This is a genomic window from Thalassotalea sp. G20_0, from assembly GCF_017744175.1.
GTDB lineage: Bacteria > Pseudomonadota > Gammaproteobacteria > Pseudomonadales > Endozoicomonadaceae > Endozoicomonas.
This window is the reverse complement of the sequence record NZ_JAGHQV010000523.1, coordinates 1-529: the sequence shown is the minus strand read 5'-3', so window position 1 is coordinate 529 and position 529 is coordinate 1. Positions and strand designations below refer to the sequence as shown.

The following is a 529-nucleotide window of genomic DNA, read 5'->3' as shown; positions in this document are numbered from 1 at the left end:
CGACGTTCAGGGACCTTCTCATTACGTGTGTGGTGATTTCAAAACCAGGAATGGTTCGACTTTATTGAAAGTCGCCCTGCTGAAAAAATTAGGATTTGAGGTCATTGAAATTCCGGTGAACAAGCTTAATAACCAGGAATCAATAAAAAGAGTTATTGAGCACATAAAGATAAAGTTAGCCGTCTCGTCAGAGGCCCATGGTCTTGTGTTACTTAGCAGTGGTGAGGAGGCAGCAGATGAGGCATATTTTACTGCCGATGAAGAATGGCAGTTATCGGATGACTGTTATTTCACGGCTGAAGAATATTTAGAAGAGCAAACAAAGAAACCAAAAAAGAGAAAAAGGAAGAAAAAAAAGCCAGTAAAAACTAATGCCTGTTGATGCCGTAGAGTAGTCTACATTTTATATTTCCCATGAATTAATGAAATATAATTATGGACAGAGGCGGTGCTGGTATAAGTTGGACATGCACAACATCAGGTAATGATTATAATCAACCGGATGATCATACCGGTGCTTCAGGGAGTG

Annotated in this window: 1 protein-coding gene; it reads left to right on the top strand. The window is 39.7% G+C overall.

Annotated elements, in window-relative coordinates:
- On the top strand, positions 1 to 382 hold a 382-nt coding region (locus tag J7438_RS27370), incomplete at its 5' end, for an RAP domain-containing protein (RefSeq protein ID WP_209279158.1).
- Positions 383 to 529: the final 147 nt, after the last annotated feature.